Annotated in this window: 18 protein-coding genes and 1 pseudogene; 7 read left to right on the forward strand and 12 right to left on the reverse strand. The window is 61.2% G+C overall.

Annotated features, from left to right (window positions below; all coding sequences use genetic code 11):
• Positions 1-204: 204 nt before the first annotated feature.
• The 3 genes from P0D96_RS43560 to P0D96_RS43570 all read right to left on the reverse strand — a co-directional run bounded on the left by P0D96_RS43560 (position 205) and on the right by P0D96_RS43570 (position 4,253).
• A complete protein-coding gene (locus P0D96_RS43560) occupies positions 205-1,494 on the reverse strand; it encodes an MFS transporter (protein ID WP_408320184.1) in 1,290 nt (429 codons plus the stop codon).
• Positions 1,495-1,541: 47 nt separating this feature from the next.
• A complete protein-coding gene (locus tag P0D96_RS43565) occupies positions 1,542-2,870 on the reverse strand; it encodes an MFS transporter (RefSeq protein WP_408320186.1) in 1,329 nt (442 codons plus the stop codon).
• A gap of 108 nt (positions 2,871-2,978) precedes the next feature.
• Entirely contained in the window at positions 2,979-4,253 is a 1,275-nt protein-coding gene (locus P0D96_RS43570; RefSeq protein WP_408320188.1) for a glucarate dehydratase family protein, read from the reverse strand.
• A gap of 210 nt (positions 4,254-4,463) precedes the next feature.
• Here P0D96_RS43570 and P0D96_RS43575 point away from each other — a divergent pair, with 210 nt between their 5' ends.
• Entirely contained in the window at positions 4,464-5,168 is a 705-nt protein-coding gene (locus P0D96_RS43575; RefSeq protein WP_408320221.1) for a GntR family transcriptional regulator, read from the forward strand.
• 200 nt (positions 5,169-5,368) lie between these two features.
• Here the strand turns inward: P0D96_RS43575 and P0D96_RS43580 are convergent, their stop codons facing one another.
• The 4 genes from P0D96_RS43580 to P0D96_RS43595 all read right to left on the reverse strand — a co-directional run bounded on the left by P0D96_RS43580 (position 5,369) and on the right by P0D96_RS43595 (position 9,224).
• The gene (locus tag P0D96_RS43580) at positions 5,369-5,905 is read right to left on the reverse strand and encodes a universal stress protein (protein ID WP_408320190.1); all 537 of its coding nucleotides are present in this window, start codon (positions 5,903-5,905) and stop codon (positions 5,369-5,371) included.
• Positions 5,906-6,017: 112 nt separating this feature from the next.
• Entirely contained in the window at positions 6,018-6,575 is a 558-nt protein-coding gene (locus P0D96_RS43585; protein ID WP_408320192.1) for a glycine zipper domain-containing protein, read from the reverse strand.
• Positions 6,576-6,854: 279 nt separating this feature from the next.
• Positions 6,855-7,652: a hypothetical protein gene (locus P0D96_RS43590; protein ID WP_408177356.1), complete on the reverse strand. Its 798-nt coding sequence runs from the start codon at positions 7,650-7,652 to the stop codon at positions 6,855-6,857.
• Positions 7,653-7,676: 24 nt separating this feature from the next.
• Complete coding sequence (locus P0D96_RS43595; protein WP_408286326.1) at positions 7,677-9,224, reverse strand: metallophosphoesterase family protein; 1,548 nt, start codon at positions 9,222-9,224, stop codon at positions 7,677-7,679.
• A gap of 421 nt (positions 9,225-9,645) precedes the next feature.
• Here P0D96_RS43595 and P0D96_RS43600 point away from each other — a divergent pair, with 421 nt between their 5' ends.
• Positions 9,646-11,088 (forward strand): M6 family metalloprotease domain-containing protein, encoded by a 1,443-nt coding sequence (locus P0D96_RS43600; protein WP_408177354.1) that lies wholly within the window; start codon positions 9,646-9,648, stop codon positions 11,086-11,088.
• Between the two features lie 295 nt (positions 11,089-11,383).
• Here the strand turns inward: P0D96_RS43600 and P0D96_RS43605 are convergent, their stop codons facing one another.
• Together P0D96_RS43605 and P0D96_RS43610 are read right to left on the reverse strand one after the other, a co-directional pair.
• Positions 11,384-11,890: a phasin family protein gene (locus tag P0D96_RS43605; protein WP_408320194.1), complete on the reverse strand. Its 507-nt coding sequence runs from the start codon at positions 11,888-11,890 to the stop codon at positions 11,384-11,386.
• 206 nt (positions 11,891-12,096) lie between these two features.
• Positions 12,097-12,816: a YrzE family protein gene (locus P0D96_RS43610; protein ID WP_408320196.1), complete on the reverse strand. Its 720-nt coding sequence runs from the start codon at positions 12,814-12,816 to the stop codon at positions 12,097-12,099.
• A 404-nt stretch (positions 12,817-13,220) separates the two neighbouring features.
• Between P0D96_RS43610 and P0D96_RS43615 the strand changes: the two genes are divergently transcribed.
• The 3 genes from P0D96_RS43615 to P0D96_RS43625 all read left to right on the forward strand — a co-directional run bounded on the left by P0D96_RS43615 (position 13,221) and on the right by P0D96_RS43625 (position 15,963).
• The gene (locus tag P0D96_RS43615; RefSeq protein ID WP_408320198.1) at positions 13,221-13,952 is read left to right on the forward strand and encodes a glycosyltransferase family 2 protein; all 732 of its coding nucleotides are present in this window, start codon (positions 13,221-13,223) and stop codon (positions 13,950-13,952) included.
• A gap of 151 nt (positions 13,953-14,103) precedes the next feature.
• On the forward strand, positions 14,104-14,475 hold the full coding sequence (locus tag P0D96_RS43620) for a nucleotide pyrophosphohydrolase (RefSeq protein ID WP_408320200.1): 372 nt from the start codon (positions 14,104-14,106) through the stop codon (positions 14,473-14,475).
• Positions 14,476-14,526: 51 nt separating this feature from the next.
• Positions 14,527-15,963 carry an MFS transporter gene (locus tag P0D96_RS43625; protein ID WP_132379022.1) on the forward strand — a complete coding sequence of 479 codons (1,437 nt, stop codon included), beginning with the start codon at positions 14,527-14,529 and terminating at the stop codon, positions 15,961-15,963.
• A 110-nt stretch (positions 15,964-16,073) separates the two neighbouring features.
• On the opposite strand, the gene P0D96_RS43630 is transcribed toward P0D96_RS43625, so the two are convergent.
• From P0D96_RS43630 to P0D96_RS43640, 3 genes are all read right to left on the reverse strand, one after another.
• The gene (locus P0D96_RS43630; RefSeq protein ID WP_408177349.1) at positions 16,074-16,844 is read right to left on the reverse strand and encodes an SDR family oxidoreductase; all 771 of its coding nucleotides are present in this window, start codon (positions 16,842-16,844) and stop codon (positions 16,074-16,076) included.
• Positions 16,845-16,895: 51 nt separating this feature from the next.
• Positions 16,896-17,750: an alpha/beta fold hydrolase gene (locus P0D96_RS43635; RefSeq protein WP_408320202.1), complete on the reverse strand. Its 855-nt coding sequence runs from the start codon at positions 17,748-17,750 to the stop codon at positions 16,896-16,898.
• Positions 17,751-17,843: 93 nt separating this feature from the next.
• On the reverse strand, positions 17,844-18,539 hold the full coding sequence (locus P0D96_RS43640) for an alpha/beta hydrolase (RefSeq protein ID WP_408320204.1): 696 nt from the start codon (positions 18,537-18,539) through the stop codon (positions 17,844-17,846).
• Between the two features lie 173 nt (positions 18,540-18,712).
• On the opposite strand from P0D96_RS43640, the gene P0D96_RS43645 reads away from it, so the two are divergent.
• Together P0D96_RS43645 and P0D96_RS43650 are read left to right on the forward strand one after the other, a co-directional pair.
• Positions 18,713-19,345, forward strand: coding sequence for a CGNR zinc finger domain-containing protein (locus tag P0D96_RS43645; RefSeq protein ID WP_408286380.1), 633 nt, complete (start codon positions 18,713-18,715; stop codon positions 19,343-19,345).
• Between the two features lie 54 nt (positions 19,346-19,399).
• Positions 19,400-20,098, forward strand: a pseudogene (locus P0D96_RS43650) (haloacid dehalogenase type II).
• Positions 20,099-20,194 lie beyond the last annotated feature (96 nt).

The raw sequence follows: 20,194 nt of genomic DNA on the forward strand, positions 1-20,194 counted from the left end.
CGCCACTGACGGGCCTCATCAAATCATGCGGAAGACAGTGACGACGACGGAGATATGCGATGGAGTTGAATGCCAACCATGTACGGCCATTGGCATCCTCCTAGACGAGCGCCTCAAGTGGAAGATCCAGCGCAGCAGTTGGCGCGCGTTGCATCAATGGCCTGCCAGTTTCGGGGTTGCCGAAGACCCTCAGCAGAGTGCAGTCTATTGCTCCAGATTCACAGGCGTCATGCGTGGCATCAGCAGATGAATGATGCCGAGCGCGACCAGATAAGCCGATGCACCGACAGCGAAGAGCACCCAATACTGACCGGTGCGCTGCAACGTCTCGCCGATGATTCCCGAGTAGAAGAACGAGCCGATCATCCCTGCCACGCCGCCGATACCGACCACCGTGCCAACCATGCGGCGCGGAAACACGTCGCCGACGGTCGTGACAAGATTTGCCGACCACCCCTGGTGAGCCGCTGCGGCAAGTCCGACGGCGAAGACTGCGTACCAGAGGCTTTGAAAGAGCGAAAGCGTGGCAATCGGGAGGACGCACAGCGCGCAGACACCCATCGCGATCTTGCGTGCGACGTTAGGTTTGTGGGAACGCTGCATCAGCCGGGACGACAGCCAACCTCCAGCCACACTGCCGACGGATGCCATCGTGTAGATGACAATCAACGGCAGTCCAAGATCGCCGATGTCGATGTGCCTCGACTCATTGAGCCATTTGGGCAGCCAGAACAAGTAAAACCACCACACCGGATCGGTCAGCAGTTTGCCGAAAATGAACGCCCACGTTTCGCGGTACTTCAGCACCGAAAGCCAGCCTACGGGTTGCTCAACGCTTTCGTCCCGATCCGAATTGATGTAATCCAGCTCGCGCTTTGATACCGACGAATGCTCCGCCGGAGGACGGTACACGAGCAGCCACACTGCCAACCACACGAAACCGGCCGCCCCTCCCACAATGAACGTCGCACGCCAGCCCCACATGACAGCGGCGATCGGCACGAATGCGGGCGCAACGATCCCGCCGACGGTTGCGCCCATGTTCCACAGGCCCGTGGCCAACGCCCGCTCTTTCTTCGGAAACCATACGGCTGTGGTGCGGATGGCGACAGGGAAATTGGCCGCCTCGCCGAACCCCAGCAATCCGCGCACGGCCGCGAAGCCGGGGACGGTCGCCGCCATCGCGTGCAGCATCGCGGCCAGGCTCCACATCGCCATGGCACTGCCGTAGACCACTTTGGTGCTGATCCGATCCGCGATTCGACCAAACGTCGCGAGACCCACTGCATAGGCGACCGTGAACACCATCACAGTCTGCGCGTACTGGACCTGATTCCAGCCTATGTCTTTTTGCAGCAGCGGCGCGAGCAGCCCAAGCATCTGGCGATCCATGTAGTTGATCGTCGTTGCAAAAAAGATGAGCGCGCAGATGGTCCATCTGTATCGTCCGACGGCCGTTTGATCGGCGACGGAACGGACTTCTAAAATTTTCATCGTGTCTCCGGGAAGTTTGTAATCAGGCAAACTGGTTCGCGCACCGCCTACAGTGCGAGGGCGGACCGCCCCTCGCGAGGCTTCATTCGGGAAAAGAAGACGACCCCGGCTGCCACCACCGACATCAAGGCCAGCCCCGTGAGCCCTCCTTCGATTGATCCGGTTTTCTGCTCGAGCAAGCCGAAAGCCGCCGGCGCAACGAAACCGCCGAGATTGCCGATCGAATTGATCAACGCCAGCACCGCCGCGGAAATCCGCGCATCCAGGTAGCCCTGCGGAATTGGCCAGAACAACGCCGACGCGGCTTTAAAACCAATCGCCGCAAAGCAGATCGCGACGAACGAGAACATCGGACTGCCCTGGCCGGCGGCATACATGCCGAGCGCGGCGATCAACAGCACACACGCAACCCATGCCTGCTGAAACTTGAAACGCGCCGCGAGCATCGCGAAGAAGTACATCGCCACGATCGAGATCAGCCACGGGATCGAATTGAATAGCCCGACCTGGAAATCGTTGAAATGGCCCATCTTGCGAATGATGCTGGGCAGCCAGAACGTTGCACCGTAGATCGTCAGCGAAACCGAGAAATAGATCACGCAGAAGATCACGATCTGCGGGTCGCGTAGCAGAGTCAAGACGGACGGCTTGACCGCATGCGCCGCATCGCGCTCGCGCTGCTCTTCCTCTATCTCGGCGACGACCGCGTCCTGTTCGGCGCGGCTCAGCCATCTGGCGTCGCGCGGCTTCGAGTCGAGCCAGAACCAGATGAAGCCGGCCAGCACCACCGAGGCCATGCCTTCGATCACGAACATCCACTGCCAGCCGTGCAGGCCCCAGCCGCTGATCAGCATCAGCGCGCCGGAGATTGGCCCGGAGAGTATCGAGGCGAGCGCCGAGCCGCTGAGAAAGATCGCCATCGCCTTGCCTCGCTCGTCGCGCGGCAGCCATTGAGTGAAATAGAAGATGACGCCCGGAAAGAAGCCCGCCTCGGCCGCGCCGAGCAGCAACCGCATCGCATAGAACGACGTCTCGCCTCGGACGAACGCCATGCCGACGGCGGCCAGACCCCACGTAAACATGATGCGCGTGAGCCACGCCTTCGCGCCGAAGCGCTGCAGCAGCATGTTCGACGGCACTTCGAAGACGGCGTAGCTGACGAAGAAGAGCCCTGCGCCGAGTCCATAGGCCGCGGCACCGATGCCCAGATCGGCGCTCAGATGCTGGCGGACGAAGCCGATGTTCACCCGGTCGATGTAGTTGACGACGAACATCACGACGAAGAGCGGCAGCACATGCCACTTGATCTTGCGCACGGCGCTTGCCAGCGCGTCCGCTCGGTCCGGGCCGGCTGCGGCCGGGGTGGGTCTGCTCATCGGCTTGTCTCCGTTTTGGACCAGAGTCGGCGCTTCAGCACTTACTCAGATCTCATGCAACATAGTTGCGAGTGGCAATGCACATCGCGCGCGGCACATCTGGTCGGGTCAGAAGCGCGGATTCTTACCGCTGAAACTCGGGTCGTACTTCTGCATCTGCTTCAGGTCGTCGCGATTCCGCACGCCGCACGACAGATACTGGGCATGCAGTTCGGCCAGTCGGTCGTGGTCGAGTTCGACGCCGAGGCCTGGTGTGGTGGGCACGCGTAGCGCGCCGTTGTCGAAGCTCACGCGGCCACCCTTGGTGACTTCTTCTTCCTGCCACGGGTAATGGGTGTCGCACGCGTAGGTCAGGTTGGGGATGCTCGCCGCGACGTGCGTCATCGCCATCAGGCTGATGCCGAGGTGCGAGTTGGAGTGCATCGACATGCCCAGATCCCACAGCTTGCACATGCGCGCGAGCGTCTGGGTCGCACGCAGACCACCCCAGTAGTGATGATCCGACAGCAACACCTTCACCGAACCCATCTCGGCGCCACGGCGGAAATCTTCCATGGTCGTGATCACCATGTTGGTCGCGAGCGGCAGGCGCGTGTGCTTCGCCAACTCGGCCATGCCTGCGAGCCCCGGACAGGGGTCTTCGTAGTACTCGAGCAGTTCGTCGAGTTCGGGCGCGGCCGCGATGCTCGTTTCGAGCGTCCAGTTGGCGTTCGGATCGAGGCGCAGCGGCACGCCGGGGAAAGCCTGATGCAGCGCACGCATGCACGCGATCTCGTGCGCCGGCTCGAACACGCCACCCTTGAGCTTGATGCTCTGGAAGCCGTACAGGTCGATCATGCGACGCGCCTGCGCGACGATCTGCTCCGCGCTAAGGCCTTCGCCCCAGGCATCGGGCGCATAGGGCTTGTCGACGTGCTCCGCGTACTTGAAGAAGAGGTAGGCGCTGTAGGGCACTGCGTCGCGAACCTTGCCACCGAGCAGATCGACGATCGGCGCGCCGACGATTTGCCCCTGCAAGTCGAGCATCGCGACTTCGAGCGTGCTGATGACTTTCGGCGCGTTCTTGGCCGAGTGCGAGCCGGGGGCGAGTTCGAATTCGACCGCGCCCGAGCTCGGCTTGATCGCCGCACGCACGCGTTCTTCCATCCGGTTCAGGTCGAACGGCGACAGGCCGATCACCAGCGCCTTGGCCTGCTCGAGCACGCGCAGCATCGGCTCGTCACCATATGTCTCCGAGATGCCGACGCGGCCATCGCTCGTCTCCAACTCGACGATGGCGCGCAATGCCCACGGTTCGTGGATGCCGGCAGCGTTGAGCAGAGGGCCGTCGCGGAAGGCGATCGGCGTAATTCGCACCTGAGTGACGGTGATGTCGCGAGTCATGGCGGCGTCCGGAAATGGGAGGGTTTGAAGGGGATGGGCGCATGGTAAAGCACTAATGTATTAGTGCGTCAGTGGGGAAAACCCACACCCCCCCAGCCTGCTGAAAACGGCTGCACGCCTGCCGGGAGCGCGTGGGCGTCGGCTATAGTATTAATATTTCAGCGGGTGGAAACAGCAGTGCCCACCCGCGCCCACGCTTCTGGTCCTGCCATGAAAATCAACGTTTCCCCGAGGAGGGCGACCCGGCTCGACCGGTCCCGCCATGCCGCGCCGCAAGTATTCGAACGCCTGCGCGAAATGATCCTGTCCCTCGAACTGGAGCCCGGCACGGTGCTCTCTCGCGCCGATCTGGCGACTCAGTACGGTCTGAGTCAGACGCCCGTGCGCGACGCGCTGATGAAGCTCGGTGAGGAAGGCCTCGTCGACATTTTTCCGCAGCACGCCACAGTGGTCAGCCAGATCAATGTGACTTCCGCGTTGCAGGCGCACTTCCTGCGCCGCTCGATCGAACTGGAAATCGTGCGCACGCTTGCGGAGCAGCGCGACGCCGCACTGATCGCTCAGTTGCGCGCCACGATTGCCGGGCAGATGGAAGTGCGCGACCTGAAGAACATCGAGCAGTTCTCGCTGCTCGACCAGGCCTTTCATCGCCAGATGTACGAGGCGGCGGGCGTGCCGCAACTCTGGGATCTGGTGCGCAGACTGAGCGGCCACATCGACCGGCTGCGTCGCCTGCACCTGCCGGTGGAGGGCAAGACGATGGCGGTGGTGCGCGATCACACCGAGATCGTCGATGCCATCGAAAGGGGCGATGCCGAGGCCGCGCAGGCGGCGCTGCGCACGCATCTCTCGGGTACGCTGAACCAGGTCGATGAGATCCGCACGAGGCATCCGAATTTTTTGACTGACGTCTGAATGCGCTCGGAGGAGCGTGTGCAAGCACCGTCGAAACTCGATCGGCCGATTTCGGCGATGGCCGTCGTCGGTCGCCATTTGATGACGCTCGAAGAACGACCAGCCGCATTCGTCGAAGCGACAGCTCGCTCGCCACATTCGCTCGATTCACGTAGGCCACTAACGCGCGCCGTCGCGGCGAAACCTCCAAAAAACGGTTGTCAAACGCTAGCCCGTACGCGCGTCTTAGCCGGTCGGCGTCGGGCGGTAAATACATCAGCCCAACGTGCGCCGGCATGACGCGCCGAACTCAATGCGATTGCATCGGCCGCGATCTGGACTGGCCTGCCGGAGCGGCGCACTACCTCCGATGCAACGTCTTCACTCAACCAGCGCCACCGGGACGTGCTTCGTTTGCCGAGAAGAATCAGGTCAGCACCCGTCTCCTCGGCAACAGCGGCGATCGCGCGGCCGACCGTCATGCCGCACATCGGCAGCATAACCATACGGACTTCCGCTTCAGGCGCTTGATCGTCCAGTACATTCCTGACATGCGCGACGACTTTGCGTCCGTGCGCGCTCATTGCCTCGACGATCAAGCCGAAATTGTCGTCAGCGGCTCCCAGATAAGAGGGCGTCGGGTCGACCACATGCAGCACGACAATTTGTGCGTGGTACTTGCGTGCGGTTTCAATGGCCGACGCCAGGACGGTATCGGCCGAACTTGCACTGATTGCGACGAGGATTTTCGAAAACATGTTGAGCGCCCTCATGTAGCGGTTAAGTCAGACACGACAGCAGACTTGAGCTGTTCGTGATCCATGACCGCATCATCACTCGGTGGAGTGAGCGGAAAATTAGCTGAAGCAATCAATAAGACCAGTAGCCGAAGCGTTGCGGATAGCCGTAAACGACAGGAGGCGGGGCGTACGCAACCGGAGGCGGAGCGTAGACGGGGCTCGTGGTATAGACGGCCGGCTGGGAAATAGTGTTGCCTTTCGAGGCCATGCATTGCGCGTAGGCGGCGTTGTATCGCGCCTGCAGATTGGCCGAAGTGGCTTGCGCGCCGTTTGCACCTACAGCACTGCCGAGCAGCAGGCCCGCGCCCGCACCGATCGCTGCGCCGACGCCGGCGTCGCCTGCCGCGGCGCCGAGCAGCGCGCCGGCGGCCGCTCCGCCCACGGTTCCGATCGCACTGCTGCCGACGCCGGATGGTATTGCACCGTGTGTTTGCCCGGCGGCATTGTCAGAGCGGAATGCGTAGTCCCGGCATGCATAGTCTTCCTGCTGGAACACGCTAATCGGCTTGCCACTTGGCGGCAATGCGACGACTGACGGGCCAGTCGGCGGCATGACGGCGCAGCCGGTAAGCGCGACGGCGATCAAGCATGCGGGCAAGGCGATACGAGTGGTTCTTAAGAGTTTCATGATGTTCACGTCCCCTGATTCGATGACGCCATCTTGAGCGCGCACAGTTAGCGTTGAATTAGCTTGACGCTGCGCAGGGCCGGCGGGGGTGTGTAACAGACTGGTGAAAAGCGGGGAGGGCGGGCACGCGGACCGATTTGGGGGAGAACGCAGGTCGTTCGTTCAGTTCGAGAGCCTGTGGACCTGCTTTCTTGCCGCGTACGCGAGCGGCTAGCAGCTAGCAGGTCAATCGTGTTTGGTAGACACGGCTAGTGAGAGCGGCGTAAGCGCAAGAAGGCATCACCCGCCGCTCGGAAAATACGATGCGTCGACGAGATAGTGCTCGCGGGTGAATGCGCCGTAGATGTATTGCGGGTTCTCGACGTCCTTGTTGTAGTACTCGTGCCACCAGCTTGCCGACTGCCAGATCGCCTCGGGGCAGCTGGACCGGCTCTCGAGTCCGGGCGTGAGATCGAATCCGTTGGCCGCATACGCCGTCTCCAGCATCGCAGCCGAAGGCATGCCGAAGCCTTCGCCCAGTGGATTCGACGGCACACCGCAACCCCACGCATAGCCTATCCAACGCAGCAGCAGGCTCGACAGATCAATCGACATGCGCTCACGGCGCAGTTGCGTAAGACTCGCTTGAATCGCTTCGCCCGCGACGGGCCACACGATGAGCGCCAGGTTCGGATACTGTTCGGGCGAATCGATATGTGCGAGTGTGCTTGTCTGGATCGCATTGCAGATGGGCGCAAATCCGTCTGGCGGATACCATGCGTCGGGCGAAAGCGACACGCTGGTCACTTCCGTGTCCTTCGTCGCGGCTTTGCTTTTCACGCCAACGAACATCGCCTGCGACCACGAACTCGGCGACATGTCACTGCGCACGTGCGCCTGCGCGAGTCTCAAGCGAAACGACAACGGATCGGCGCCGCCGATCAACAGAACGAAACTGTGCTCCTTGATGCCTTTCAACGGGACGCTCTTGAGCGCCCGATTGATCCACACGACGTTGCTCTCCTTCTTCTGCCGTGTCAGCGCGAGTAGATTCTTATTGCGTGCTGCCGCTCTTGACCGGCGTGCGATGACTGACATGATGGTGGACTCCCTTTGAGCGTTTCAGTGAGCAGCCGTCAGTTTGAAATGCGCGCTCCAACGCGTTTTCGCATTCACTTCCTGATCTCGATGAAGAGGCACGTAATCGACCTGAACATCGAGAGAGCCGCCCACACGCTGAATGCAGAGCATCAACGCAAGATTGCCTCTCATCGATGAAGAGGGGCGAGGGTTGAGCGTCGTCGGCAGCAGGAGCGACTGATAGTCGCCCAGGCTGCCGAATCTCGACGGCGGGTCGCCGGGGTTAGGGTGCGTGGGCCAAGGGTCGCGTGGCCCGAACCAGCCGGTAATCGCCGACTTGATTGTCTTGAATTCGTCGATCCCGATCGACTTGACCAGCGACGTGGGCGATGAAATGACTTCATAGACAGGGCCACGATTCAACGTATCGGCGCGCAGTATCCTGCCCCAGTGAACATCGCCGGTCAGGCAGGTCAGCGGCAAGCCCGCCGTCGAGACGCGTTCTATCTGTTCCACCATGAAGCGATAATCGGCTTCGTAGTTCGCCAGTTCGTAGTCGGCAACATGACCATCGAACGCGCTCGCCGGATCGGCAAAGAGCGATTGTCCCGTCAATAGAAAACCGTAGCGGGGGTTGGGTGTGTTCGCGGAGGCAACGAGCGTGTTCACCCATGCAGCGAGTGCGTTGCGGCCCGCGTTGCCAAGCAGCGCCCCTGGCGGGTCGAGCATCGTCTCGTGATCCGGCGCATTGCCGACGCCTCTTTCGCGCTGACTGCGCGTATCCAGCAGCAGGATCGTGAGAGGCTCTATGTCGATCACGCGTGGCTGCCCCATCGGGCCCGGGTAGCCTTGCTGAAACATGCTGAAGCCGATTTCGGCTGCGGTGCGCCAGCGGTCCCTGCCCGCTTCCGTCCAACTGTTCTGAATCAGCGGACTCTTGAAGGGCGCGTTGTTCCAGTACTCGTGATCGTCGGGAATCGACGCGACGGGCGCCAGCGATAGCAATTGTGGAAACCCTTCTGGAATGCCGCTTCCGTTCGCTGGCGACGCACCAGGCGCATACCAGTTGCTCACGTAGTCTTCCTGAAACTTCGCTTCAAGCCAGGCCTGGTCATTCGAAAAGTTGAGTTCCGTGGGCAGGTCCAGATAAACCTGATCGCCCGCGAACAGCACGAGGTCTGGACGCGGCTTATAGGAAGAGATCCATCTGCCCGCTTCGCCATGCCGGTCCTGGGCGCCGTGAAAACATGACAGGAGCAGCAGATTGAATCGCTCGCCGAATTCCTGCGGGATCGCTTGAGGCAGGGTGCGAAATGAGCGCACGACGGGTGCGACGGCGTCGACGCTCAATCCGACTTCATGCTCGGAAGCCGGCGCAAGGCCACTGAATTCGACAACCGTAGAGCAGAAAGGGAGCTTTCCCTGAACCTTCCAGCACTGCAGCGGGCGTACTGTCGAAGGCACAACCGGTTTGCCGCCGAGTGTCCAGGCCAGCGCCGACGCGGTGCCATTGGTAGCCGCGAGAACACCCGCCCATACGCGCAACGTCGTGGCGTTATCGGCGACGTGATTCACAAGAGACACGATCATTTCGATGATCCGGAAGAATGATTCGTTCTTTGTGTTTCGAACGGGCAATACCTGTCCGGCGCAATCGAAGTTGCGCGGACGGACACGGGACTCGATGGCCCACTCGATCGAGATGGAATTCTCTCAACACAGCATAGAAATTGACCTGACAATTTGTAATGAGGGTTTTCCGGCCCGCCAGACAGGAGATCAATTTCGCTGCAACGTGCGGCAGTCAACATTCAATCAGGCGCGCTAGGCGTATGAAAGCCGTGTGAAAGCAAAAAGAAAACTGGTGCGCCGACGACTGACCAGACCGGCTAGAGAGCAATCCGGGGAAGCTGCATTCGGTCAAGAAGATCGACACCGAAATGCAGGAACGCTTCGGGGACGTGAATCCCTGAGAGCCTGTCTTCGACCCTGATGAACGGAGGTGATTGCCATGCGCCGCTCTGTAAAGCCTATCCGCAATCATGTTTGCACCCACGCGTTTTGTCGCGTGCCGCTGTCGCCGGATGCAATCGCCCAGCTCTATGCGCGTTTCATGGAGCTCAAGGAAAAGCGCAGGCTGCCCAAGAGCATGACGTTCGATCAGTACTATTCGGTCTGGCGCAGCAGCAGGCGCGGCGAGAATTTCGTGGGCCTCGACGACGGCGCGCTCCAGCATTCATCGAGCACCAGCAAGCAACTGATCGAACGTCCTCCGCGACTGCTCAAGGGTGTCATTCAGACGCTGGTATTGCTGGTCGATTTTCCCGATCGCCCCCATGACGTCAACCGCAGCCCTGCGTTCTTCGAGCAGATGCTGTTCAGCGCCGACCATGTCTTTCCCACTGGCAGCATGCGTGATTACTACCGCACGGTCAGCAACTTCGACGGCGCGGCGGGAAAGGGCATCGACGTGCAGGGCAAGGTGTTCGGCTGGTTTCGCCTGCCTCAGCCGTTGAGCTTTTACACGGACGGCAGTTCGGGCATGGACGGCACGTTTCCGCGCAACGCCCAGGGCATCGCGCGCAATGCCGTGCTGGCGGCGCAGCAGGCCGGCGTCGATTTCTCTCCGTACGACATGCTCGGCGAGCATCTGGTCACGGCGCTCTTCATCATCCATGCGGGCGGCGGAGCGGAACAGACCTTGTCGCGCGACGATGTATGGAGCCACAAATGGGTTATTCCAGACGGCGTGAAGGTTGGCCCCAACCTTACTGTGCAAACCTATCTGACGGTGCCTGAAGACTGCAACATGGGCGTATGTGCGCACGAATGGGGACATCTCGCCGCGCGCTGGGCCGACTACTACGATACGGGCCGCGTTCAGCAGATGCAGTCGAATGGGCTCGGCAACTACTGTCTGATGGCGGCGGGCTCGTGGGGCAACAACGGGCTGACGCCCGTGCTTCCGAACGGCATGCTGCGCATGTTTCATAGCTGGATCGAACCGAGGCTCGTCACGAAGACGACGAAGAACATTGACCTCGAACCCGCGGCTGAGGGCGGCAGTATCGTCTATATCAACAACGCTGCGCGGATGGTCGAGGAGCAGTACATCATCGTCGAGTACCGGCGGCGACGCGGACAGGACGCGTTTTCGCCGGATGAGGGCGTGGCGATCTACGTGGTGGACGAGCGGATCGACAACGTCAACGACGAAGAGCATCTCGCGATCGAGCTGATGCAGGCCGACAACCGGCGCGATCTCGCGAAGATTTTCGGACAGGGCAATCGCGGTGACTCGACGGACCTGTATCCGAACGGCACCAAACGCTCGATCGGCAAGGCAACCAAGCCCGCGCTCCATTTGCCCGATGGCAAATGGAGCGGTGTGACGATCGCCGTATCGGGCACGCCAGGGGCTGACAAGATGAAAATTAGCGTGACGATGGAGTGAGACGGGCGCGGCGCACCATCGGCGAAGGCCGGACGGGACGAGATGAACGCGTTCGGGCGAGCCTTCCGCGCGCGAGGTAGGGACTCTTCTACCCCGAATGGTGCTGCCAACCTATAGAGCGGTTACTGGCTCAATTGCGAACCCCAGAGTAAGTGAGTGCCAACGCTCACGGGCGAGTGCACGCATACGGTGGCTTGCTATTCGCGCAGCAAGTATCTCTGGCGGCACGCATGCTTGACCCCTCGGTGCCTGCGCATCGGCCATGCATCGACCGATGCCTGCAAAAAAGCACGTCCTAGTGGAAGCTGCCGCCTGACTCGTTGTCAGAAATCTTTCTTCCGGAACTGTCTACGATCGCAACTGGCGTGCCGGCCGTGGTTCTCGCCGGATACGTCGAAAGCAGCCGCGATGCACGGCCCTGCTCACTAGCGGCCGATGTCGCGATGTCGACTGGCGCTTGCAGCGTCGTCACAAGACTTTGGAAACTCGCTTGCATAACAGAAGCGAGTCCTCCTCCAGTTTCTACGGCGATCTCCTGAACGTGGCGCCAGTACGCAAACGTCTTTTTAAGCGCGGCAGGCAGTTGCTGCGACTGAAGTTCGATCACTTCATTCAATGATCGTGAAGAAATTGCCGCTCCGGCTAACACCTCCTGTTCGCGGAGAGATGTCTTTACGGTTTGCACATTCAATTCGACAAGTTTCTCCAGGCCGGCTACGGCGCAGGCCATCCAGTCGAAGGCGCCGGGAAGATCGGTGTCGCGGCGAAAGAGGGGAGAGTAGTTCAGAGTAGCAGCGTGCATAGGAGAAAGGCTCGGTGAGAGTGAGGGTGATGGGGCAGGCACATGCCGGCATTGAGCCAGTCAGCAACCGTCATTCCAGCGCCGGTGGTCTGGCCTGCATGCGTCGGGCGAGGCGGCTCAACGGGCATTTCCGAGGAGAACGCGGCGCGCATCCGGCAAGTTGTCGCTTCGATGCGCGTCGCGGTCAGGAGGCTCGACGGGATCAATCAGGCAACCGGGCGGCCTGGCATTGCACGGGTCGAGTTGCGGCGCAGCAGAGCGTCGTCATCGGTCGACGCACCGCCGGCTTCTTCGAACGGCGGCTGATGACGAAATCCGGCGTGCCCCGAGACGATGGAGATGATTGCGCCGACAACGAGTGCCGCAAACGAAAACCACGAGGCGCGTGCTACGCCGCGTGCTGCGGTGTCTGCTGCCTGACGTGCATCGGCTTCGGCTTGCGGACTCGAGGCTTCAGCGGTCGCGGAGGCAACCGCGCCTTGAACGCGTTGTGTCAAGGCGCCCGCCATCGTGCCGGCGGTTCCTGACGGACCGGCTGCCGCACCGACCGTTGCGCCGGTCGCCGCGACGCTTCCGGCGGCGCTCACCGCGCTTCCGAGCAGCGACGTTGCTCCGTAGACAACCATGAGAATCATCACCGCCCACGCGAGCAGGCCGTGAAGCCAACCGAGTACGGGGGCACAGCGTCCTGCGAAATAGGAACCGATGAAGACGGCGATGACGGTCATCACGATCAGGTAGACGCCTGAACCAAAGCCGAATCCTTGCAGAGGATTGGGACGGGAAAGGGGCGAGAGCGCGGACGTGCCGATTGCCGTGCCGAGCACACTCAGGATGAGGTAGGCGATCAGCGAGAGGATGACGCCTGCGATCACAGAACCCCACGAAACGCGAGGTAGTCCGCTCTGGGTAGTGAGGAGTTTCATAGTTAGCCTGTGACATGAAGGATTAAAAGGAATGAACTCAAGATGGCTTGTGTTCATGCATCTGAACCGCGCAACGGCTGTTCCCGGCATTCCTTCAACTCGGTCAGTTGCCAATTTGCGATGCAAGGGAACTCTTTGTAGGTGTCAGCGGGATGAATTTCGCTGGGCACATGTCGCTGGAAAGAGGAATCCACTTCGCGCTGTTTTGTCGACGCGATGGGTCAGTGTCGATAGTTACGAAGCTCCTGCAGGAACCGTTCGACGGGACTGGCGCGGCGAAACGCAACGTACCGGCGAACGGGCACAGCGCGTGCTGAGCGGTCTTTACGAAGTGATGCCCATCCGACGTGTAACCCGTGACGGTCCCCTGGAAAAGACGGTCCAAGAAGAGAAATGGAGAAACCATGCTTGCCGTCGTCATTCCAGCCCATAACGAGGCTTATCTAATCGGTCAGTGCATCCGGTCGATTATTCGCGCGTCCCGTCATTCCAATCTCGAGGGCGAGGAAGTCCGTATTTTTGTGGTGATGGACAGTTGCACTGACGGCACGGGGCTGATCGCCGCGTCGCTGGGCGCGCAGATCTTATCGGTGGAGAGGCGCAACGTCGGCGCGGCGCGCGCGATGGGTGCACAGGCAGCGCTGGCGCAGGGCGCCCGGTGGTTGGCTTTCAGCGACGCTGACACAACGGTTGCGGAAGACTGGCTCGTGCAGCAGCTTAACTGTCGAACCGACGTGGTGTGTGGAGTCATCAGTATCGAGAACTGGGCCGGACACGGTGCCGCGGTCCGCAGGGACTTCACCACGACTTATCGGGACCGCGACGGGCACCGCCATGTTCACGGCGCGAATTTGGGCGTGTCCGCGGCGGCGTACGTGGCGGCTGGCGGATTCAGACCATTCGCATCCAATGAGGACGTGGCATTCGTCGAAGCGCTGATTGCCGCAAAGGCATCCGTCGCATGGAGCGCCGCAACGCGAGTGGTGACCAGCGCCCGTCTTGATTCGCGCGCGCCTAACGGCTTCGGCGCGGCGCTGCGGGCGGTCAGTCTGCAATTGGCTGCGGCGGACGGGATGGCGAAGGACACAGTATCGCAGGCGTGCGAGGATTCGGAGCGTTTCGACGCTGCGCCTTAACTGCTTCGCCTGACTCAACGTGGGATAAGTGAGTGAGATTCCCTGCGCTCACCACCTGTCGCAAGCAACCCCGTCAACCTGGCAGAGACGGGCTCCTGCAAGTATGCTATCGGACTCGGCGATCGATCCACGCATACAGCACGGGAGCAACGTGAAAAAGACGGAGTTGCGAAACGACCTATTGGAACTGCGCGAACTCATCCGCAAGTTTGTCGACGAGCGTGACTGGGACCAATTCCACACGCCGAAGAATCTGGCGACAGCGTTGAGTGTCGAGGCAAGCGAGCTACTGGAGCCTTTTCAGTGGCTTGTTTCGGGTGACAAAAGCGAACTCGACGAAGCGAAGCAGACAGCTATCCGGCATGAGATGGCCGACGTTCTGGTGTACCTCGTTCGCCTTGCAGACAAGATGGATGTCGACCTCTTTCAGGCTGTGGTGGAAAAGATGGCGCTCAATCGGGAAAAATATCCCGCCGACAAAGTACGCGGCGACTCACGCAAGTACTCCGAGTACGAAGACTAGAGTCAACGAGCCTTCCCCCCAGCCTCACCCGCAATTCAGGAGTGTCAGTCGATGTCGGTTTCGTCATCCGCCACCACACGCCCCGGCGCTTCCTCTCTGATCACATCGCTGGTCGCGGCCGCGTTGTTCATGGAAAACCTCGACGGCTCGATCATCGCAACCGCGCTACCGCAGATGGCGCATTCGTTTCACATCACGCCGGTCGAACTGAGCATTGGCATCACGTCGTATCTGTTGACGCTCGCGGTCTTCATCCCGATCAGCGGCTGGATCGCCGACAGGGTCGGTGTGCGCACGGTGTTCACGGCTGCGCTTGCGATCTTCACCGCCGCATCAGTGCTGTGCGGACTGACCGACAACCTCGTCGAATTCACCGGCGCGCGGATTGTGCAAGGCATTGGCGGCGCGATGATGGTGCCGGTCGGACGGCTCGCCGTGCTGCGCGCCACGCCGAAGGAAGGCCTGATGCGCGCGATCTCGATCATCACGTGGCCGGGGCTGGTCGCGCCAGTCCTCGGACCGCCGCTGGGCGGGTTCATCACCACGTATTCGTCGTGGCGCTGGATCTTCTATCTGAACGTGCCGCTCGGACTCGTGGGCGTGGCGCTGGCGTGGCGCTTCATCAGCGCGGAACGCGACACGGATCGTCGTCCGTTCGACATGTTGGGTTTCGTGTTGACCGGCGTGGCGGGCACGTCGGTGATGTACGCGATGGAGGCGATCGGCCGCGCCGACACGTCATGGCGCACGGCGCTGCTGTTTCTGGCAATCGGTCTCGCGGCTTGCGCGGCGGCGTGGTTTCATCTGCGACGCAGCGCGCATCCGATGGTCGATCTGTCGGCGTTCCGGATCAAGACGTTTATGGTGGCGATCGGTGGCGGGTCGCTGTTCCGGATCGCGATCGGCTCGGTGCCGTTTCTGCTGCCGTTGATGTTTCAGGTCGGCTTCGGCATGAATCCGTTTCAGTCGGGCTTGCTCACGCTCGGGGTATTCGCCGGCAATCTGTCGACGAAACTCGTCACGACGCAGATCTTGCGGCGCTTCGGCTTTCGCACGGTGCTTCTGTACAACGGCGCGTTCGCCGCGGTGACGCTGGCGAGCATGAGTCTGCTAACGGCCTCCACACCGTATGGATGGATCCTCTTTGCGCTATTCGTCAGCGGCGTCGCGCGGTCGTTGCAATTCACTGCGATCAACACGCTCGGCTTCGCGGATGTGCCCAAGCAGCAGATGAGCGGCGCGTCCACCTTGTCGAGCACCCTGGGCCAGATGACGATGGGCATGGGCGTTGCAGCCGGCGCGATTGCGTTACGGATCGCGGCGTGGTGGCACGGACACGATGCGCAAACATTGGCGCCGGCCGATTTCACCATCGCGTTTCTGATGATGGCGGTATTGAGCGTGATCGCGATAGCAGATGTCTTTTCGCTGTCACCCGATGCCGGCGCGCATGTCAGCGGACATCGAAGGGCGGGCGAGAAGTCGTGACGAAACAGTCGAAAGCGCTCTCGACATATTCGACACTGAATCGGCACACGCAATGTTCTACGCCCAGCTTGAAAGATAAACCGCGACACGCGAGCATCACGGCCCGCGACTCAAATCGACTTCACTTCTCCACCGTCCATCCGTAAGGTCGATCCTGTCATCCAGCGCGCCTCAGGCGACACGACGAACGCCATCAACGCGGCAATTTCCTCCGGCGTGCCGTAACGCGCAATACCGGCTTCAACGGGAAACTTTGCCGTCGCTTCTTCGACGGACATGTTGTGCAGCGGCGCCCAGTGCTCCAGGTATGAGCGTCGCCGGCCGGTCATCACGGGCCCTGGCAGCACGCTGTTGACCTGCACGCCGTCGGCGATGCCGCGATCCGAGAACGCTTTCGCGAGCGCCACGATCGCCGCGTTGATCGTGCCCACGGCCGCATAGGGCGCCTTGGGAAACAGTGCCGAATTCCCGGACATCAGCACGACCGATCCTGAGCTTTCCTTCAGCGCCGGCCACGCCGCGATCGTCAAGCGTCGCGCGCCGTGCAGCTTGAGCGCGAGACCATGCTCCCATTGCTCGTCGGTCATCTCGAGCACGTCGATCTGCGGGACTGCGCCTGCAATGTTGAGCAGCGCGTCGATCCGTCCGAAGATCGCGAGCGTCTGGTCGACGACCTGGCGGGCGACGTCGGGCTCAGAGAGGTCGGCGTCGATAACGAGCGTTTCGGCACCGGCCTTCTTCACCTCGACGGCGGTCTCTTCGAGGTTCGCGCGGTTGCGCGCCACGAGCACGATCGAATCGAAATCTCGCGCCAGTCTGATGGCGGTGGAACGGCCGATACCCTGGCTTGCGCCCGTCACGATTGCGACTTTGCTGGACATGTTGCTTCTCCTGATTAGTTGAATGAAGCGCGGTTCAGTGCTTCGGATAGGTCAGTGGTCGAGGAAGTCCGAAATGGCCGCGGCGATTTCCGTGGCGTGCGTCTCCAGCGCGAAGTGGCCGGTATCGAAGAAGCGCACTACGGCGCCCGGGATGTCGCGCCGGAATGCGTCGGCGCCGGCGGGCAGAAAGAAGGGATCGTTTTTGCCCCACACGGCGAGCAAGGGCGGCTGATGCGTGCGGAAGTATTGCTGGAACGCGGGGTACAGCGCGACGTTGCTTTGATAGTCGCGGAACAGGTCGAGTTGTACTTCGTGCGCACCTGGCCGGCTCAGATAGAAGTCGTCGAGCGAGTAACCATCAGGCGACACGGACGCCGTGTCGAGCACCCCGTGCGTGTACTGCCAGACGGTCGTTTCGTGCGTGAGCAGTGCGCGAAGTGCGTCCCGATTCGACGGCGAAGCGTCTTGCCAATACGCGCGGATGGGATTCCAGCCTTCGCTCAATCCTTCTTCGTAGGCGTTGCCGTTCTGCGAAATGATCGCGGTGATCCGCTCGGGATGTCGGATCGCAAGGCGGAAACCGGTCGGCGCGCCGTAGTCGAATACGTAGACCGCAAAACGGTCGAAGCCGATCACCTCGGTGAAATGCTCGATGACGTTGGCGATGTTGTCGAACGTGTAAGCAAAATCGTCGCGACTGGGCATGTCGGACTGACCGAAGCCGGGCAGATCCGGCGCGACGATATGGAAACGGTCGGCGAGCTCCGGAATCAGGTCCCGAAACATATGGCTCGAACTCGGAAAGCCGTGCAGGAGCAGCAGCTTTGGGGCGCCGGGGCGGCCGGCTTCACGGTAGAACACCTTGAAGCCGTCGACGTCGGCGTGACGATAGGCAATTGAAGTCATGGTCTCTCTCCTGAGGGAAACAGAGTTAAACGGGTGACGAAAGGCGCCGTGCGATGTTCGGTATCGCAGGTCGCACAGAACTCGCGGATAACGTTAGCGAGCGGAAATCGACTGGACCGCTTCGGCGATGACATGCGTCACCGCGTCGGGAGCCGTCACGATCGGCGTGTGGTCGGCCTGATAGGACCGCACGTATGCATTCATGCGCGCTGCCATGAAATGCTGGGTGTCCGAGTTGATCATCCGGTCGCCTTCGGCGATCAGGAACCAGCTTGGACGGTCTTTCCACAGCGGACGCCCGACCGCTTCGCCGATGCACGACACGGAAATCGGACGCTGCACGGCAGCGAGCACCGCCAACTCCTGAGGCGTCGCGTGCTGCGCGAACGCCTGAGCGAACGCCTCTTGCGGCAGCCATATCAATCCGTGTCGATCCGGCGCGAGTTTCGGCGCCAGCGGATGCGCTTCGCCGCGATAGAACACGTCGCCGACCGTTTCTCCTTCATCCGGGGCCAGCGCGGCGACGTAGACCAATGCCCCGATTTTTTCGGACCGGCTCGACCCGATCACGGCGCCGGCATACGCATGACCGGCCAGCACCACCGGACCTTCGATCCGCTCCAGCGTCCGGTCGAGCGCGGCCACATCCTCACTCAGCGAAGTGAGCGGCAGCGGAGCCGCAACCGCATCGATCCCGTGTTCCTTCAGACCCTCGATCACCTTGCTCCAGCTCGATCCGTCCGCCCATGCGCCGTGCACCAGCACTGCGCTCACATTGCCAGAAGACATGTCCCGCTCCTTTGAAGATAGTGAATGCCGCTTGCGAAATGCAGCCAGGTTCGCCGCGTTTGTGTAACCTGTTTAATGCTGTTTTAAAGGTTACTAACTTGATATGTAACTTGTCAAGTACGTTTTTAGTGGTTACGATACTGACATCGTCATTGCAGATTGATTACAAGAAAATGGACTACCGTCAGATTCCCGCGATATTCGTTGCCGACGCGCCGGGCCTCGATTTCCTGAACTCGGTCGCGACACCCGTGGATGAAGAGGTCGACTGGATCAGCGATGGAGCCGGATTGCTTGCCTGGCTGGAGCAGGCCGGAATGGCCCCGCGCGCCGCGCTCACTGCACTGCGGTCGCAGGCCACGCCAGCCGAACTCGACGCCGTTGCGGCGCAGGCTCGGGCGCTGCGCGAATGGTTCAGGGGATTTGCGCAGAAAAGGAAGGGGCGGCCGTTGATAGCGAGAGATTTGCGCGAGCTCGCGCCGCTGAATCAACTGCTCGAGCGGGATGACCGATATGGAGAAATCGTCGCCGATGCGACGGGCGAGGCGTCGCCCTTTGAACTCCGGACGAATCGGCGTTGGAAGTCGCCGGAGTCGTTGCTGATGCCCATTGCCGAAGCGCTGGCGAACCTGGTGTGTGACGAGGACTTCACGCACGTGAAGGCATGTGAAGGTCCGCGCTGCACGTTGATGTTTGCGGATCACACGCGGGGCCACGCGCGCCGCTGGTGCAGCATGGCAATTTGCGGGAACCGCGCGAAGGTTGCCGCTCACCGAAAGCGGCTCAAGGAGCAACAAGGCGAGTGACGTAACGTGGTGAGCGATTCGGCGTTGTACTGAGGTCTGTTTTGGAGGCGTGATATGGATCACATCAAGGCGATTGCATTCGATTTGTACGGCACCCTTTTCGATGTCCACTCGGTGGTGGCGCGGTGCGATCAACAATTTCCGGGGCGCGGACGTGAAATCAGCACGCTCTGGCGACAGAAGCAACTCGAATACACGTGGCTGCGGAGTCTGATGAACCGCTACGTCACTTTCGAGGAGGCGACGGAAGACGCATTGCGCTTCACCTGCCGGCACCTTCGGCTCGATCTGGGCGATGAAGCCTGCAGGACGCTCTGCGATGCATACCTGCGCCTGCAGCCGTTCCCCGAAGTGCCCGGTACGCTGCGCGAATTGCGTCGGCGAGGACTGAAGCTCGCCGTACTGTCGAACGGTTCGCCTCATTCGATCGGCGCCGTGGTGGGGAACTCGGGACTTCGCGCCGAGTTCGACCATCTGCTGAGCGTCGACCCGGTCCGCGTGTACAAACCGGATGACCGCGCTTACCTGCTTGCGGAGTAGGCGTTCGGGCTCGCTCGAACATCGATTCTGTTCGTGTCGTCGAATGCGTGGGATGCAACGGGGGCTCGCTATTTCGGCTTTCCGACATGCTGGATCAATCGTAGCGGCAATGTCTTCGAAGAAATGGGCCAGACACCCGACTGGCAACTGCAAGGTCTTGACGGATTGCCAGCGCTATTCGATGGCGGCGCCGGCGCGTCGATGCAGCGCTGATTCCTGGAGCATGCTGCTCGGAAGCGGCCATTCGCTGAATGATGAAAACGACAAAACGCGAATCGCCGCAACGGCCAAACTAATCACACCACGCCG

This window comes from Paraburkholderia sp. RL17-347-BIC-D (assembly GCF_046027915.1).
GTDB lineage: Bacteria > Pseudomonadota > Gammaproteobacteria > Burkholderiales > Burkholderiaceae > Paraburkholderia.